This window comes from Pseudomonas piscis, from assembly GCF_009380155.1.
GTDB lineage: Bacteria > Pseudomonadota > Gammaproteobacteria > Pseudomonadales > Pseudomonadaceae > Aquipseudomonas > Aquipseudomonas piscis.
Genome location: NZ_WHUV01000003.1, coordinates 277,879 through 294,246 on the forward strand (window position 1 = coordinate 277,879; position 16,368 = coordinate 294,246).

Sequence of the window (16,368 nt, forward strand, 5' to 3'; positions counted from 1 at the left end):
GCCTTTTTGCGATGAGTGGGCGGCTGCGACGATATTAGTCGCAAGGCTCGTCTCTGGCTAAAGTCGTGGGACATAAGGTCGAGGAAGTGGCGGTAATGAGTCTGTTCGTTGAAGGATTGAACCAGTGGGCGTTCGGGCCGGGTGCCTGGTTGGCAATCGGCTTGGGCATTGCCCTGGCCTACATAGTGTTCGGCGTCGCCGGTTTCGGCACGGCGCTGGTGGCCGGGCCGATCCTGATCCTGTTCATGCCCTTGTCGAAGATCGTGCCGTTGCTGGTGCTGCTGGATTTCATCGCCGCCTTCGGCAGCTTCCTGTCATCACGCAAGGACGTGGCCAAGCCCGAGTTGCTGCGCCTGTTGCCGTGCATGGCAGTGGGCTGCACCCTGGGGGTGATCTTCCTGCTCAGCCTCAAGTCCGATGTGTTGCTGCTGCTGATGGGGATATTCATTTGTGCCTATGCCATCTACAGCCTCTGGGTGAAGGCCCGCCCGGCGCAGATGGCGGCCGGTTGGTCGGTGCCCATGGGCATCGTGGGTGGTTTGTTCGGTGCCTTGTTCGGCAGCGGTGGCTTTCTGTATGCGATCTACCTGAACAGTCGGTTGCCCAAGGACTCGGCCCGGGCGACCCAGAGCGCGCTGATCAGCAGCAGTACCGTGGTACGCCTGAGCCTGTTCGCCCTGGCCGGGGTCTACGCCGAGGTATCGCTGCTGTTGCTGGCGCTGTGCTTGTTGCCGGCCATGGTGTTGGGGTCGTGGATTGGCCGGCGCTTGGCGATGAAACTGTCCCGGGAAACCTTCGTGCGGCTGGTGACCTGGCTGGTACTGGCCAGTGGCATTGCCCTGATCGGCCGTTACCTGAGCGCTTGACCTGTAAGGAGCAGGGATTAAGCTGCCGGCCCTCGGCGCTGCTCGTCGCCGAACCGGCTTCTACACTTGGGTGATGGGGTCGGCTCGCCGGCGCTGCGTTTTCCCTGTCCCTCGACGCTCCAGGCTGGACCATGAATTCCCAAAGCATCCTCGTCCCGAAAATCTCCACGTTGCCGGTGCATGAGCCCCGGGCCCGCGCCATCGTGCGCTGGCTGGTACGCAAGAATATCGTCGAGGAAGCCCTGACCACTTGCGGGCGCACCGGCAACCGCATGGGGCATGCCATCGCGCCAGGCGCCCGGGACGTGGTGCTGCATCCTGAGGCGCTGCCGTTCGGTGAGCCAGTCAATGGCCTGGAGATCATCACCAAGCGCTGCATCTATACCCCGACCAAGGGCTTCCTCGAAGAAGCCGGTTGCGCCGAGTGTCGCCAGGAAATCGGCGAGGCCTTGTTCGAAAGCCTGGAAGACTGGATGCCCGGGCGCACCGATAACTTCACCTGCCCCGAATGCGGCCATGAAGACGACATCAACGGCTTCCTGTTCCTCCAGCCATGCGGGTTTTCCAACCTGGGCTTCATCTTCAACAACTGGGCCGAAGCGGGGTTCAAGCAAAGCTTCATCGATGAGTTCGCCGACTGGCTGGACCAGCCGATGAGCTGGATCAAGGTCGAGTTGTAGTTTCTTGGCGGGGGCGCCCGGTTGGCCGGGTTGGTTCCGGCTAGCATGGCAGGCGCTCTCCATCCATCACTCCAACGATATTAGATCGAGTTTTACATTGAGCCCGGCAGGCGGTCTGAGTATAATGGCGCGCTTCCATTTTCCCGCCCGGGAGCCCCCGCGATGCTGCGTATCAGCCAAGAAGCCCTCACCTTCGACGACATCCTCTTAGTGCCCGGTTATTCCGAAGTACTGCCTAACGAAGTCAGTCTAAAGACCCGTTTGACCCGTGGCATCGAGCTGAATATCCCACTGGTTTCCGCCGCCATGGACACCGTCACTGAAGCCCGTCTGGCGATCGCCATGGCTCAGGAAGGCGGCATCGGCATCATCCACAAGAACATGACCATCGAGCAGCAAGCTGCCGAAGTGCGCAAGGTCAAGCGTTTCGAGGCCGGTGTGGTCAAGGACCCCATCACCATCGAAGCCGACGCCACCGTGCGCGACCTGCTCGACCTGACCAAGACCCACAACATCTCCGGCGTGCCGGTGCTGCACAACGGTGACCTGGTGGGCATCGTGACTTCCCGTGACGTGCGTTTCGAAAGCCGCCTGGAAGTCAGCGTCCGCGAAGTGATGACGCCTAAAGAGCGCCTGGTCACCGTCAAGGATGGGGCCGTCGCCGACAAGTCCGCCGTTCGCGAGCTGCTGCACAAGCACCGCATCGAGCGCGTGCTGATCGTCGATGACGCCTTCGTCCTCAAGGGCATGATGACCGTCAACGACATCGAGAAGGCCAAGGCCTACCCGCTGGCCAGCAAGGACGACCAGGGCCGCCTGCGCGTCGGAGCTGCCGTCGGTACCGGCAAGGACACCGGCGAGCGCGTTGCCGCCCTGGTGGCTGCCGGTGTCGACGTGGTGGTAGTGGATACCGCCCACGGCCATTCCAAGGGCGTGATCGATCGCGTTCGCTGGGTGAAAGAGAACTACCCGCAAGTGCAGGTGATCGGCGGCAACATCGCCACCGGTGCCGCCGCCAAGGCCCTGGCCGACGCTGGCGCCGACGCGGTCAAGGTCGGTATCGGCCCAGGCTCGATCTGCACCACCCGTATCGTTGCCGGTGTCGGCGTGCCGCAGATCAGCGCCATCGCCAACGTCGCAGCGGCACTGGAAGGCACTGGCGTGCCACTGATCGCCGACGGCGGTATCCGCTTCTCCGGCGACCTGTCCAAGGCCATCGTCGCCGGTGCTTCCTGCGTGATGATGGGTTCGATGTTCGCCGGTACCGAAGAGGCTCCAGGTGAAGTCGAACTGTTCCAGGGCCGCTCCTACAAGGCTTACCGCGGCATGGGCTCGCTGGGTGCCATGGCACAGGCGCAAGGCTCTTCGGACCGCTACTTCCAGGACTCCTCGGCCGGTGCCGAGAAGCTGGTTCCGGAAGGTATCGAAGGTCGCGTTCCCTACAAGGGCGCACTGGCCGCGATCATCCACCAGCTGATGGGTGGCCTGCGGTCCTCCATGGGCTACACCGGCAGCGCAACCATCGACGAGATGCGCACCAAGCCGGAGTTCGTACGCATCACCGGTGCCGGCATGGCTGAATCCCACGTCCATGACGTGCAGATCACCAAGGAAGCACCCAACTATCGCGTAGGTTGATAGTGGTCGCCTTCAGGTCCAGGCCTGCAGGCGATCGACGAATCTAGTAACCGGGGCTGTGTTTTTCAGCCCCGTGTCGTTTCTGAAATTAGACGAGACTGACCATGGCCCTCGACATTCATGCTCACCGCATCCTGATCCTCGACTTCGGTTCCCAGTACACCCAGCTGATCGCCCGCCGCGTGCGCGAAATCGGCGTGTACTGCGAACTGCACCCGTTCGACATGGACGATGAAGCGATCCGCGAATTCAATCCGCGCGGCATCATCCTGGCCGGTGGCCCGGAGTCGGTCCACGAAGCCAACAGCCCACGTGCACCGCAAGCGGTATTCGACCTGAAGGTCCCGCTGCTGGGCATCTGCTACGGCATGCAGACCATGGCCGAACAGATGGGCGGCAAGGTCGAAGGTTCCGAGCTGCGCGAATTCGGTTATGCCCGCGTTGACGTGGTCGGCAAGAGCCGCCTGCTGGACGGTATCGAAGACCACGTCGACGACGACGGCGTACTGGGCCTGGACGTGTGGATGAGCCACGGTGACAAGGTCACCCAGATGCCGGGCAACTTCAACATCCTGGCCAGCACCCCGAGCTGCCCGATCGCCGGCATGTTCGACGACGCCCTGGGCTACTACGGCGTGCAGTTCCACCCGGAAGTGACCCACACCAAGCAAGGCGGTCGTATCCTGTCGCGCTTCGTCCAGGACATCTGCGGCTGCGAAGCCCTGTGGACTGCATCGAACATCGTCGAGGACGCCATCGCCCAGGTCCGTGCACAAGTGGGCTCGGCCAACGTCCTGCTCGGCCTGTCCGGCGGTGTCGACTCCTCGGTGGTTGCCGCGCTGTTGCACCGCGCCATCGGCGACCAGCTGACCTGCGTATTCGTCGACAACGGCCTGCTGCGCCTGCACGAAGGCGACCAGGTGATGGCCATGTTCAAGGAGAACATGGGCGTCAAGGTGATCCGTGCCGACGCCGAGAAGCAGTTCCTCGACAACCTGGCCGGTGAAGCCGACCCGGAGAAGAAGCGCAAGATCATCGGTCGCACCTTCATCGACGTGTTCGATGCCGAAGCCAGCAAGCTGGAAAACATCCAGTTCCTCGCCCAGGGCACCATCTACCCCGACGTGATCGAATCGGCTGGCGCCAAGAGCGGCAAGGCCCATGTGATCAAGTCGCACCACAACGTCGGCGGCCTGCCGGAGGAAATGAACCTCAAGCTGGTCGAGCCGCTGCGCGAGCTGTTCAAGGACGAAGTGCGCAAGATCGGCCTGGAGCTGGGCCTGCCGTACGACATGGTCTACCGCCACCCGTTCCCGGGCCCGGGCCTGGGCGTGCGTATCCTCGGCGAAGTGAAGAAGGAGTACGCCGACATCCTGCGTCGCGCCGACCACATCTTCATCGAAGAACTGCGCAAGGCCGACTGGTACCACAAGACCAGCCAGGCATTCGTGGTGTTCCAGCCGGTGAAATCGGTGGGCGTCGTGGGTGACGGTCGTCGCTACGCCTGGGTCGTGGCCCTGCGCGCGGTGGAGACCGTGGACTTCATGACCGCTCGTTGGGCGCACCTGCCATACGAGCTGCTGGAGACCGTCAGCGGCCGGATCATCAACGAGATCGAAGGCATCTCCCGCGTCACCTACGACGTGTCGAGCAAGCCGCCAGCCACCATCGAGTGGGAATGATCGGCGCCAAGTGATCGGCACTTGACCCATTCGCAGTAAACAATGGCGATCGGAACCTTTGGGGGGCGATCGCCATTGTCGTTTCTGGGGGACTGCCTTTGGCGCACATCGGCATTTGTGTTGCAGGACTTTTAGATGCGGCGCTTTTTCGCCTTCCGGCAATATCACGTAAGACATGCTCGGCCCCTTGTCCTGGGCTTCTCTCTACCCTTGGGTCTCCCCCGCCTGTTTTTGCTGCGGTTTGTTCGTGGCGCGGGTTTGATCGGGTGGTAATAGGTTGTCGATTGACAACCTTGTGTCGCTGGCGATACTGGAGGCTATGGATGGCTCGTGCAACTCATCCCAAGAAGGATATTGAAATGGCCCTGCGTTACGCCGAATGGCAGGGCTGGCGCATCGAGGTCGGCGGTGGTCATGCCTGGGGGCGGATCTACTGCCCGTACAACAATGAAGTGTGCCGCTGTGGCGAGTTCTGCGTTACCAGCGTATGGCGTACGCCGAAGAATCCGACCCAGCACGCCCGGGCGTTATGCCGGGTGATCGATAACTGCACCGTGAACCAGCTGCGTGGAGACAAGGCGCCGGCAGCCCGCAAGGAGTAAGCACCATGGAATACCTGTTCACTCTCAACTATCTGCTGCTGGAGGGCTGTGATCAGCTGCAACTGGTGGAGCGCCTCGGTGCGGCGGGTTGCACCGACGTCCTGGTGGGCACCGGCCTGGCTGGGCGCCTGGCCCTGGAGTTCACTCGCGAGGCCGATAGTGCCGAGGTCGCGTTGCTCAGCGCCCTCGGTGATATCAAGCGAATCATTCCCGAAGCGCGGTTGGTGGAGGCCAGCCCGGATTTCGTCGGTCTCAGCGAAATCGCCGAAATCATCGGGGTGTCCCGGCAGAACATGCGCAAGCTGATGCTTGGTCACGCCGACAGCTTTCCCCTGGCGATCCATGAGGGCAGCTCCTCGCTGTGGCACCTGGCGGAAGTCTTGAGCTGGCTCGACAGCAAGGGCGGCTATGCCCTCGAACATCCGCTGATCGAGGTGGCGCGGGTAGCGCAGCAGGTGAATGCGGCCAAGGAGTCGAAGCGCATCGGTCCCTTGAGCTGCGAGCTTGTGGCCTTGCTCGGCTGATCGCTCGCTGGCTCAGCGCCGCGCCACGTCGGAGAAGTAGAACTTGTCCAGGGTATGGCGTGATTCGGTGTACTCGAACTGCCGGCCATCCTGGAGAAAGGTCTGGTTGCTGACCACGATCACATGGCTCTGGCCGTCCAGGTCGAGCAACTGCTGGTCGTCCTTGCTGCGTGGGCTGGCCTCGATGGTGCGTTGGGCGTAGCTGATGTTCAGTTGCAGGGTCTGTTCGATATAGGCGTAGATCGAATGCTCGGCGATTTGCCGGTCCAGCCCCGGAATCAGCTCCGCGACGAAGTGGTTGATGTCGAGGATCACCCGCTTGCCGTCGATGCGCCGTACCCGCTTGATCCGGGTGACCAGGCTGCCTTCTTCTGCCTGCAGGTGCGCCCGCAGCGATCCTTCGAGAGGAAACTGGCTGAACTCCACCACCTCGGTGCTGACGTCGTCCCCCAGCCGTGGATAGGTTTCCTGGAAACTGACGATGCCACCCAGCTGGAACTCGATGGGAGCGGACGAGAGCACGAAGGTGCCCTTGCCATGGACTTTCTGCGCGAAACCGCGTTCCTGCAGCAGTTCGATGGCCTTGCGCACAGTGCCGCGGCTGGCCTGGTAGCTGTCCATCAGTTCGGCTTCCGAGGGCAGGCGGGCGCCGCGTTCCAGGCGTTCGGTGGTGATGCTGGCAAGCAGATCGCTGTAGATCCGGTTGTATTTGCTCATGGGATGGCTCTGTGCCGGACGGTGCTCAAGGCAGGCACCTTAAGGGCTGGGCGGGGCATTTGTCCATGCGCCTGACGCAGGCTCTAGAGAGCCTGGAAAGCGGATCTGGTGGGGAGACCCGAAGAAAAAACAAACTCGTCTGTACGAGTTGTTGATTTAACTCGTACAGACGAGTAGCTTTCCTCCCCGGCGTGCTGCCAATAACAAGAATCTCAGGTGGAAGAACGAGCATGAGCCACGACTATTCAACGATCGCCAGCGAGTTGCTGCACAGCCTCGGTGGCGCCGACAACCTCGAGCAGGCGGCCCATTGCGTGACGCGCCTGCGCCTGGCCCTGAAGGACCCGAGCCGGGTCGACAGCGCCACGCTCAACCAGATCGATCTGGTCAAGGGCTCGTTCTTCACCGGTGGCCTGTTCCAGGTCGTGATCGGCCCCGGCGAGGTGGAAAAGGTCTACGCGGCACTGCGCGAGCAGACCGGCCTTGCCGTCTCGACCATTGCCGATGTGAAGCACAAGGGCGCGCAGAAGGCCCACGCCATGCAGCGCCTGGTGCGGGTCTTCTCCGACGTGTTCATGCCGATCCTGCCGGCCCTGATCATCGCCGGGCTGTTGATGGGGGTGAACAACCTGCTGGCCGCCAAGGGCATGTTCATCGAGGGCAAGACCTTGCTTGAGGCCCATCCGGACCTGGACGGGTTGTGGAGCCTGATCAACCTGATGGCCAATACCTCCTTCGTGTTCCTGCCGGCCCTGGTGGGCTGGTCGGCGGCCAAGCGCTTTGGCGGCAGCGAGATCCTCGGCATCGTCCTGGGCCTGATGCTGGTCCACCCGGACCTGCTCAACGCCTGGAACTACGGCAAGGCCGTGGCTGGCCTGGATGGCCAGAGCCTGCCGTACTTCGACATCCTTGGCCTGTTCCAGATCGAGAAGGTCGGCTACCAGGGGCAGATCCTGCCGATCCTGCTGGCCGCCTACGTGATGAGCGTGATCGAAAAGTGGCTGCGGGCGAGGGTGCCCAATGCCATTACCCTGCTGGTGGTGCCCATCACCACCATCGTGGTCACCGGGGTGCTGGCCCTGGCGATCATCGGACCGGTGACCCGCCACCTGGGAATCCTGATCACCGAGGGCGTGGTCACGCTGTTCGAGCTGGCGCCGATGGTGGGCGGGGCGATCTTCGGCCTGCTCTATGCACCACTGGTGATCACCGGCATGCACCACATGTTCCTGGCGGTCGACCTGCAACTGATCTCTACCCAGGGCGGCACCTTCATCTGGCCGATGATCGTCATGTCCAACCTGGCCCAGGGCAGTGCCGCCCTGGCGGTATTCACCATGAGCCGTAACGCCCGGGACCGCAGCATGGCCTCGACCTCGGCGGTCTCGGCGTATTTCGGCATCACCGAGCCGGCGATGTTCGGGGTCAACCTGCGCTACAAGTTTCCGTTCTACGCCGCGCTGATCGGCTCGGCCCTGGGCAGCGTCGTTCTCTCGCTGAACAAGGTCCAGGCCTCGGCCATCGGTGTCGGCGGGCTGCCGGGATTCATCTCGATCATTCCCCAATACATCCCGATGTTCGTCATTGGCATGGTCGTGGCCCTGGTGGTGCCCTTCGTCCTCACTTGCGGCTTGAGCCTGAAGATCATCCGTCCCGGTTACCGAGTGGCCTGACCGGCCTGGCAGGAGGCGGTGAATGCTTGTGCACTTTCCAAAGGAATCCCCCATGCAAGACTGGCAGCGCTCGGTGATCTACCAGATCTACCCGAAAAGTTTTCACAGCCACTCAGGACAGGCCACAGGCGACCTGCTGGGCGTGGTAGACAAGCTCGACTACCTGCACTGGCTGGGGGTCGACTGCCTGTGGCTGACTCCGTTCCTGCGCTCGCCGCAGCGCGACAACGGCTATGACATCAGCGACTACTACGCCATCGATCCCAGCTACGGCAGCATGGCCGACTGCGAACTGTTGATCGCGGAGGCCGGCAAGCGCGGCATCAAGCTGATGCTCGACATCGTGGTCAACCACACCTCCATCGAGCACAGCTGGTTCCAGCAGGCCCGCAGCAGCCTGGACAACCCTTACCGGGACTTCTACATCTGGCGCGACGAGCCCAACAACTGGGAGTCCAAGTTCGGCGGCTCGGCCTGGGAGTACGAGGCGCAGACCGGCCAGTACTACCTGCACCTGTTCGATCACACCCAGGCCGATCTGAACTGGGACAACCCCCTGGTGCGCGCCGAAGTCTTCAAGATGATGCGCTTCTGGCGGGACAAGGGGGTCGGCGGCTTTCGCCTGGATGTGATCAACCTGATCTCCAAGCCGGCGGATTTTCCCGAAGACCAGAGCGACGGCCGACGTTTCTATACCGACGGCCCGAACGTCCATGAGTACCTGCAGGAGATGCATCGGGAGGTGTTCGCCGGCCACGACCTGGTGAATGTCGGCGAGATGTCTTCCACCCGCCTGGAGCACTGCATCCGCTACTCGAACCCGGAGTCGAAGGAGCTGTCGATGACCTTCAACTTCCATCACCTGAAGGTGGATTACCCCAACCAGCAGAAGTGGTTGCGGGCCGATTTCGACTTCCTCGAACTCAAGCGCATCTTGTCCGATTGGCAGTGCGGCATGCAGGCTGGCGGCGGCTGGAACGCGTTGTTCTGGTGCAATCACGACCAGCCCCGGGTGGTATCGCGGTTCGGCGATGACGGCGAGCATCGGGTGGTGTCGGCGAAGATGCTGGCCACCGCCTTGCACCTGCTGCAGGGCACGCCCTTCGTCTACCAGGGCGAAGAGCTGGGCATGACCAATCCGCATTTCCAGCGCATCGAGCAATACCGCGACGTCGAGACCCTGAACATCTACCGCCTCAAGCGCGAGGCTGGTGAAGACCCGCAACAGATCATGGCGGCGATCCAGCAGAAGTCCCGGGACAACGGACGTACACCCATGCAATGGAATACCGGGGCCAATGCCGGCTTCAGCAGCGCCGAGCCCTGGATCGAGGTCGCGGCCAATGCCGACCGGATCAATGTCGAGGCGCAGCAAGAGGACCCGCAGTCGGTGTTGCACCACTATCGTCGGCTGATCGCCTTGCGTCGTGAGCAGGCGTTGATCCAGCACGGTATCTACCGCCAATTGCTGCCCGACCATCCACAGCTCTGGATCTACGTGCGCGAAGGGCAGGGCGAGCGCCTGCTGGTGGTGAACAACTTCTATGGCACGCCGTGCGAGGTCCAATTGCCGCCGCAGATTATCGCGCCGGGTATGCAACAGCAGCAGCTGATCAGCAACTACCTGGGCGATGTCGTGCGCAGCCGGCAGTTGCTGCTGCGGCCCTATGAGTCCTTCGTCCTGCACCTGGCCGACGCCTACTAGTAGCCAGGTGGCTTTTGCCGTTTGCCAGGCATGCGCTGTACCGGAGCCAGCGCAGGGCCTCGCGCCGGCCTGCCGGCGCCTGCGGATCCGGATATCACAATAAAAATAATGGGGTGGCTTATGAAAACAACGATCAATCGCGGTTTGGCGGCGTCCTGCCTGTGCCTGGCCTTGCCTTATCCGGCCCAGGCCCTGGAGTTTGCCGGCTACCTGCGCAGTGGCCTCGGCACTTCGGTCAACAGTGGCGGGCAATCGTGCTTCCAGCTTCCCGGCGCGCCATCCAAATACCGTCTGGGCAACGAGTGCGAGCAGTACGCCGAGCTGGAGCTGCGCCAGGATCTGTACACCCTCGAGGACGGTTCGGTGCTCAGCATCGATGGCATGGCATCGCTCAACAACCGCTACGACCGCAACCTGACCTTCCAGGGGGAGAACGGCTCGGCGCGCATGCCGCAGATGTATGCCCAGTGGTCGAAGCTGCCCAGCCTCAATGGCGGTTCGCTGTGGGCCGGGCGTCGTTACTATAAGCGTAACGACATCCATATCTCCGACTTCTACTACTGGAACCAGAGCGCCACCGGCGGCGGGGTCGAGGACGTGCGCATCGGCGATCTGAAATACAGCTATGCCTTTTCCCGCAAGGACAACCTCTACCAGAAGCAGGCCGTGACCCGTCATGACTTCAACGTCGCCGGCTTCCAGAGCAACCCCGGCGGCGAATTGGAGCTGGGCCTGAGCTACCTGGAAAAGCCCGATCGCCGTGGCGCTCACAACGGCTGGGCGATCACCACCCAGCATGTGCAACAGGGTTTCCTGGGCGGCAAGAACAAGCTCGCCCTGCAATACGGCGAGGGCCCGGGCACCGGCCTGGGCTATACCGGCAACTCCTACCTGGATGACAGTAACAAGAGCTATCGCCTGGTGGAGTTTTTCGACTGGCAACTGACCCCACGCTTCGGCGGTCAGTTTGAGGCGGTCTATCAGAAGGACATTCGCCCCGACGGCCAGGACCAGAGCTGGATCTCCCTTGGCGTGCGCCCGGCCTATGCCATCACCGAGCAGTTCAAGCTGGTGGCCGAGTTCGGCCACGATCAGGTGGAGGCCCCCGGGGGCACGCGCAAGCTCAGCAAGTTCACCTTCGCGCCGACCTGGTCGCCCAAGGGACCGGAGTTCTGGGCCCGTCCCGAGGTGCGCCTGTATTACACCTATGCCAGCTGGAACGAGGCGGCCAAGTGTGCGGCCAACCAACTGGCGGCCGGCTCCGCGCTGTCCGACAGCGGTGCGTTCGGCAGCGCCCAACATGGGGCGAACGTCGGTTTGCAGGTCGAGTACTGGTGGAAATAAGCGATGCTGGCGGGGCTCGCGCTCCATCGGCACTTCAAGGAATCAACAGCAGGTGACGTCATGGCCATAACCCAACCCTTGCAATTGCTCGCGCCCCTGTCCGGGGTGCTGCTGCCCCTGGAGCAGGTGCCGGACCCGGTGTTCTCCAGCCGGGTGATCGGCGACGGCGTATGCATCGACCCGACTTCCCAGACCCTCTGCGCGCCCCTGTCCGGGGTGATCAGCAACCTGCAGCACAGTGGCCATGCTGTGAGCATTACCGGCGAGCAGGGCCAGCAGGTATTGATGCACATCGGGCTGGACACGGTGAACCTGGCGGGCAAGGGGTTCACCTGCCTGGTCCACGAAGGCCAGCAGGTGGCGGCGGGACAGGCGCTGATCGAGTTCGACGCCGACTACCTGGCCCTGCATGCTCGCAGCCTGCTGACCCTGATGCTGGTGGTCAGCGGCGAGCCGGTGACCGCACTGGTGGACGATCGCCGGCTGGTGGGGCAGGGCCAGCCGCTGCTGCAGCTCGCGCCGGCAGCCCTGGGCGCTGCCGAGGACGTTGAGGCCGAGGGCGAGGCGCTGTTTTCCAAGCCGCTGATCCTGGGCAACCCCCAGGGCCTGCATGCGCGCCCGGCGGCCTTGCTGGCCCAGGCTGCCAAGGGTTTTGCCGCGAACATCTGCCTGCACCGGCGCACCGACTCGGCCAACGCCAAGTCCCTGGTATCGATCATGGCGTTGCAGACGGTCCAGGGCGATGCCTTGCAGGTCAGTGCCGTGGGCGCGGATGCCGACCAGGCGATCCAGGCCCTGGTGGCGCTGCTGGCCTCCGGCTGTGGGGAGCAGGTCGCTGCGCTGCCCAAAGCCGTATCCCCTGCTGTATCGGATGCTGCACCCGGGGCCATCCTGCGTGGGGTCTGTGCTTCACCGGGCTCGGCCTTCGGCCAGGTGCTGCAGGTGGTGCCGCAGCGTTTGCAAATCATTGAACAGGCAGCCAACCCGCAGCAGGAGCGCCAAGCCCTGGCGCGGGCCCTGCGCCAGGCCGCCAGTGCCCTGCAACAGTTGCGGGACGATGCTCCGGGTGAAGCGCAACAGAACATCTTCCGCGCGCACCAGGAGCTGCTGGACGACCCGAGCCTGCTGGAGCAGGCCGAGTCGCTGATCGCCAGCGGCAAGAGCGCCGCCTTTGCCTGGAACAGCGCCATCGAGGTCACCGCCCAGCTGTTCCAAAGCCTGGGCAGCAGCCTCTTGGCCGAGCGTGCGGTGGATCTGGCGGATGTTGGCCAGCGGGTACTGGAGCTGATTCTTGGCGTGCAGGAACAGGCCCTGGTCCTGCCGGAGCAGGCCATCCTGGTGGCCGAGCAATTGACCCCTTCGCAAACCGCGAACCTGGATACCACCAGGGTGCTGGGTTTTGTCACCGTGGGCGGTGGCGCCACCAGCCATGTGGCGATCCTGGCCCGAGCCCTGGGGCTGCCGGCGCTCTGTGGCCTGTCGCCCCAGGTGCTGTCACTGGCCGACGGTACGCCGGTACTGCTGGATGCCGATCGTGGCGAACTGCACCGGGACCCGGATCCGCAGTTGCTGCGGCAACTGGATACCCAGCGTGAACAACAACGCCAGCGCCAGCACCGGGACCTGGCCCAGGCTGCCTTGCCGGCGGTAACCCTCGATGGTCATCACCTTGAGGTCACGGCCAACATTGCCTGCCTGGCGGAGGCCGAACAGGCCGTCAGCCTGGGTGGCGATGGTGTCGGCCTGCTGCGTTCGGAGTTTCTCTACCAGGACCGTACCCAGGCGCCGAGCCCGCAGGAACAGGCAGCCACCTATCAGGCCATCGCCCAGGCCCTGGGGCCCGAACGCAACCTGGTGGTGCGGACCCTGGATGTGGGCGGCGACAAACCCCTGGCCTATGTACCGATGGACAGCGAGGCCAACCCCTTTCTCGGCCTGCGCGGCATTCGCCTGTGCCTGGCGCGTCCGGAACTGCTGCGGGAGCAATTCCGGGCGATCCTGGCCAGTGCCGGGCAGGCCCGCTTGCACATCATGTTGCCGATGGTCAGCCAGCTCGCGGAGCTGCGCCAGGCGCGCCAGTTGCTGGAGCAAGAGGTCCAGGCCCTGGGGCTCGCGCAATCGCCCAAGCTGGGGATCATGATCGAGGTGCCGTCAGCGGCGCTGCTGGCGGATCGCTTTGCCCCGGAGGTGGATTTCTTCTCCATCGGCACCAACGACCTGACCCAGTACACCCTGGCCATGGACCGCGATCACCCGCGGCTGGCCAGCCAGGCCGACAGCTTCCACCCGGCGGTGCTGCGCCTGATCGCCACCACGGTCCGGGCTGCCCATGCCCACGGCAAGTGGGTCGGTGTGTGCGGTGCGCTGGCTTCTGAAACCCTGGCGGTGCCGCTGTTGCTGGGCCTGGGGGTGGATGAGTTGTCGGTGAGCGTGCCGCTGATCCCGGCCATCAAGGCCCGGGTGCGGGAGCTGGACCTGGTCCAGTGCCAGGCGCTGGCCGCGCGTATCGTCGATCTGGAGGATGCTGCCCAGGTACGTGAATGCCTGCATCGCCAACCGTTTGCCGTTCACTCACCGGTCCTGGAGAACTGAAGATGTTCGAGAAACTACAGCGGGCGTTCTGGAAAGCCCTGACCCCGGACCTGGTGCCTGACCAGCCGAAAGCGCCCAAGGCTGGCGGTCATGCTCTGGATGAACCGACGCTGGCGGCATTGGGCGGACCTGCCAATATCAAGAGCCAGCAATGGCTGGCCCTGACCCGGTTGCGCCTGGAGCTGCATGACCCGCAATTGCTCGACAGCACTGCCCTGCAAAGGGCAGGGGTGCCGGCGGTGATGCCCCTGGCAGGCGGCGTGGTGCATCTGTTGCTGGGGCTGCGCGACTGAGCACAGCCACGGCCCTGCATCTGCGTCCCGTCGCCGCGCTGGCCTTACTGTTTCTCAACTGCGGGTGTATCGTATTCGCCTTTTTGCGGGCCCGGGCCCGCGGCAGATACGTGAGGTAGTTGAGTCCATGTCCTTTACCCGTCGACAAATACTCGGTGGTCTGGCCGGTCTGGTGGTGGTTGGCGTGGGCGCCGGCGGTGCGTCGCGTTACTGGCTGGGCAAGGTCGCGGACGACAATGCCGGGCACGACTACGAGCTGATCGCCGCTCCGCTGGATGTCGAACTGGTAGCGGGTTTCAAGACCCAGGCCTGGGCTTTCGGGCCGTCGGCGCCGGGCACCGAATTGCGGGTCCGCCAGGGCACCTGGTTGCGGGTGCGTTTCATCAACCACCTGCCGGTGGAAACCACCATCCATTGGCACGGCATCCGCCTGCCGCTGGAAATGGACGGCGTGCCCTACGTCTCGCAACTGCCGGTCAAACCGGGCGAGTTCTTTGACTACAAGTTCCGCGTGCCGGATGCCGGCAGCTACTGGTACCACCCCCATGTCAGCAGCTCCGAGGAGCTGGGGCGGGGCCTGGTGGGCCCGCTGATCGTCGAGGAGCGCGAGCCGACCGGCTTCAAGCATGAGCGCACCCTGAGCCTGAAGACCTGGCATGTGGACGAGCAGGGCGCCTGGATGCCCTTCAGCGTGCCGCGCGAGGCCGCGCGCAACGGTACCGCGGGGCGCCTGATCACCATCAACGGCCAGGCCGAGGCGGTGACCGAGCTGCCGGCCGGGCAGGTGGTGCGAGTGCGCCTGCTGAACCTGGACAACACCTGGACCTATCGCCTGAACCTCAAGGGCAACTGCGAGGCGATGATCTACGCCCTCGACGGCAACCCGATCACCCCGCGCCCGTTGGACGACGATTACTGGCTGGGACCGGGCATGCGTATCTGCCTGGCCATCCGCATTCCCGAGGCGGGCGAGGAGATTTCCCTGCGCGATGGTTTCGTGCGTCTGGGCACCCTGCGCTCGGTGGCCAGCAGCGAAGCCCCCGGTGACTGGCCCAAGGCGCTGCCGGCCAACCCCATCGCCGAACCGGACCTGGAAAAGGCCGAGAAGCTCAACTTCAATTTCGAGTGGGCCGGCAAGGTCTCGGTGAATACCGAGAACGGCAAGCCGCCGAGCCTGTGGCAGATCAACGGCCAGGCCTGGGACATCACCGACAAGACCTGCGCCGATCGCCCGATCGCCACCTTGAAGAAGGGCAAGAGCTACATTTTCGAGCTCAAGAACATGACCCAGTACCAGCACCCGATCCACCTGCACGGTATGAGCTTCAAGGTGATCGCTTCCAATCGCCGCAAGATCGTCGAGCCCTGGTTCACCGACACCTACCTGCTGGGCAAGAACGAACGCGCCCAGGTGGCGCTGGTGGCCGATAACCCGGGCACCTGGATGTTCCATTGCCATGTGATCGACCACATGGAAACCGGCCTGATGGCCGCGATCGAGGTGGTGTGATGCGCCAGATTCGCCCGGCGTCGATCATCGATCGCAGCCGCGACCAGGAGTTCATGCGCGAGGCCCTGGCCCTGGCCGCCCAAGGGGCCACCCTGGGCGAGGTGCCGGTGGGCGCGGTGCTGGTGCTCGATGGGCAGGTCATCGGCCGCGGCTACAACTGCCCGATCAGCGGCAGCGACCCCAGCGCCCATGCCGAGATGGTGGCCATCCGCGCCGCAGCCCAGGCGGTGAGCAACTACCGCCTGCCAGGCAGCACCCTGTACGTCACCCTGGAACCTTGCAGCATGTGCGCCGGGCTGATCGTCCATTCGCGCATCGCGCGGGTGGTCTACGGCGCTTTGGAGCCCAAGGCGGGCATCGTGCAGAGCCAGGGACAGTTCTTCACCCAGGGGTTTCTCAACCACCGGGTGCTGTACGAGGGCGGGGTACTGGCCGAGGAATGTGGCACGGTGCTCAGCGAGTTCTTCAAGGCGCGGCGCGCCAGCCGCGATTGAACGCCACCCCAGCAGGAGCGAAGCTTGCCCGCGATGACGCCAGCCCGG

Annotated in this window: 14 protein-coding genes; 13 read left to right on the plus strand and 1 reads right to left on the minus strand. The window is 63.8% G+C overall.

From position 1 onward, the window contains the following. Nucleotides 1–95: 95 nt before the first annotated feature. The 6 genes from GDH07_RS18170 to GDH07_RS18195 all read left to right on the plus strand — a co-directional run bounded on the left by GDH07_RS18170 (nt 96) and on the right by GDH07_RS18195 (nt 5,992). Complete coding sequence (locus tag GDH07_RS18170; RefSeq protein ID WP_152898445.1) at nt 96–866, plus strand: sulfite exporter TauE/SafE family protein; 771 nt, start codon at nt 96–98, stop codon at nt 864–866. 131 nt (nt 867–997) lie between these two features. After that, nucleotides 998–1,546, plus strand: coding sequence for a sugar ABC transporter ATPase (locus GDH07_RS18175; RefSeq protein ID WP_152898446.1), 549 nt, complete (start codon nt 998–1,000; stop codon nt 1,544–1,546). A 162-nt stretch (nt 1,547–1,708) separates the two neighbouring features. After that, the gene (gene guaB / locus GDH07_RS18180; RefSeq protein WP_022640682.1) at nt 1,709–3,184 is read left to right on the plus strand and encodes an IMP dehydrogenase; all 1,476 of its coding nucleotides are present in this window, start codon (nt 1,709–1,711) and stop codon (nt 3,182–3,184) included. A gap of 104 nt (nt 3,185–3,288) precedes the next feature. Further along, a complete protein-coding gene (gene guaA / locus GDH07_RS18185) occupies nt 3,289–4,866 on the plus strand; it encodes a glutamine-hydrolyzing GMP synthase (protein ID WP_022640681.1) in 1,578 nt (525 codons plus the stop codon). A gap of 323 nt (nt 4,867–5,189) precedes the next feature. Then, nucleotides 5,190–5,468 carry a hypothetical protein gene (locus GDH07_RS18190; RefSeq protein WP_152898447.1) on the plus strand — a complete coding sequence of 93 codons (279 nt, stop codon included), beginning with the start codon at nt 5,190–5,192 and terminating at the stop codon, nt 5,466–5,468. Between the two features lie 5 nt (nt 5,469–5,473). Then, a complete protein-coding gene (locus GDH07_RS18195; RefSeq protein ID WP_152898448.1) occupies nt 5,474–5,992 on the plus strand; it encodes a helix-turn-helix transcriptional regulator in 519 nt (172 codons plus the stop codon). Nucleotides 5,993–6,004: 12 nt separating this feature from the next. On the opposite strand, the gene treR is transcribed toward GDH07_RS18195, so the two are convergent. Further along, complete coding sequence (gene treR / locus GDH07_RS18200; RefSeq protein WP_152898449.1) at nt 6,005–6,709, minus strand: trehalose operon repressor; 705 nt, start codon at nt 6,707–6,709, stop codon at nt 6,005–6,007. A 230-nt stretch (nt 6,710–6,939) separates the two neighbouring features. Here treR and treP point away from each other — a divergent pair, with 230 nt between their 5' ends. From treP to tadA, 7 genes are all read left to right on the plus strand, one after another. Then, the gene (gene treP, locus GDH07_RS18205; RefSeq protein WP_022640675.1) at nt 6,940–8,382 is read left to right on the plus strand and encodes a PTS system trehalose-specific EIIBC component; all 1,443 of its coding nucleotides are present in this window, start codon (nt 6,940–6,942) and stop codon (nt 8,380–8,382) included. Between the two features lie 52 nt (nt 8,383–8,434). Beyond that, the gene (gene treC, locus GDH07_RS18210; RefSeq protein ID WP_152898450.1) at nt 8,435–10,087 is read left to right on the plus strand and encodes an alpha,alpha-phosphotrehalase; all 1,653 of its coding nucleotides are present in this window, start codon (nt 8,435–8,437) and stop codon (nt 10,085–10,087) included. 120 nt (nt 10,088–10,207) lie between these two features. Then, nucleotides 10,208–11,431 carry a maltoporin gene (locus GDH07_RS18215; RefSeq protein ID WP_152898451.1) on the plus strand — a complete coding sequence of 408 codons (1,224 nt, stop codon included), beginning with the start codon at nt 10,208–10,210 and terminating at the stop codon, nt 11,429–11,431. A 60-nt stretch (nt 11,432–11,491) separates the two neighbouring features. Continuing rightward, nucleotides 11,492–14,023, plus strand: a complete 2,532-nt coding sequence (ptsP, locus tag GDH07_RS18220; RefSeq protein WP_152898452.1) for a phosphoenolpyruvate--protein phosphotransferase — start codon at nt 11,492–11,494, stop codon at nt 14,021–14,023. 2 nt (nt 14,024–14,025) lie between these two features. Then, on the plus strand, nt 14,026–14,316 hold the full coding sequence (locus tag GDH07_RS18225) for a PTS sugar transporter subunit IIB (protein ID WP_022640671.1): 291 nt from the start codon (nt 14,026–14,028) through the stop codon (nt 14,314–14,316). Between the two features lie 127 nt (nt 14,317–14,443). After that, the gene (locus tag GDH07_RS18230) at nt 14,444–15,826 is read left to right on the plus strand and encodes a multicopper oxidase family protein (protein WP_068584812.1); all 1,383 of its coding nucleotides are present in this window, start codon (nt 14,444–14,446) and stop codon (nt 15,824–15,826) included. Then, complete coding sequence (gene tadA / locus GDH07_RS18235) at nt 15,826–16,320, plus strand: tRNA adenosine(34) deaminase TadA (RefSeq protein WP_053131743.1); 495 nt, start codon at nt 15,826–15,828, stop codon at nt 16,318–16,320. The genes GDH07_RS18230 and tadA overlap by 1 nt, the downstream gene beginning before the upstream one ends. Nucleotides 16,321–16,368 lie beyond the last annotated feature (48 nt).